Annotated in this window: 2 protein-coding genes; both read right to left on the bottom strand. The window is 70.7% G+C overall.

The features are described 5' to 3' along the window. Nucleotides 1-200: MaoC/PaaZ C-terminal domain-containing protein (locus AC5RWQ_RS30475; protein WP_494286043.1), on the bottom strand; the 200-nt coding region annotated here is incomplete at its 3' end. Beyond that, nucleotides 197-457, bottom strand: a 261-nt coding sequence (locus AC5RWQ_RS30470; RefSeq protein ID WP_494286042.1) for an FAS1-like dehydratase domain-containing protein, incomplete at its 5' end; no start/stop codon positions are given. The genes AC5RWQ_RS30470 and AC5RWQ_RS30475, both read right to left, overlap by 4 nt.

Genomic DNA, 457 nt, shown 5'->3' with positions numbered 1-457 from the left:
GCGACCGCCATCGTGAACATGCCGTGCGCGATCACGTCGGGCAGGCCGACCTCGCGGGCGAACCGCTCGTTCCAGTGGATGGGGTTGAAGTCGCCCGAGGCGCCGGCGTACTGCACGAGGGTGGCCCGGTCGACCGGGAACTCCTGTGCGGGCAGCTCGGTGCCGACCTCGACGTCGTCGTACGCGATTGCCGCGGTCATCGCCCGTCCCCGTTCGCCTCGTTCGCCTGGTCCGCCTCGTCCGCCTGGTCCGCCGTCTCGTCGGCCTCGATCGCGCGGGCGACCAGCTTGGTCATCGCGGTCACCACGTGCTCGCCGGACTCGTCGTGGATCTCCCCGCGGATCTCCAGGACCTCGTTGCCCGCGAGGGACTTGATCGAGTCGATCGTGGAGGTGACCGTGAGCCGGTCGCCGGCCCGCACCGGGCGGGTGTAGGTGAAACGCTGGTCGCCGTGGAC

It is taken from the genome of Micromonospora sp. BS32, assembly GCF_059089345.1.
Note: the sequence above shows the minus strand (reverse complement) of the source record. Positions and strands in the feature narration are given on the sequence as shown.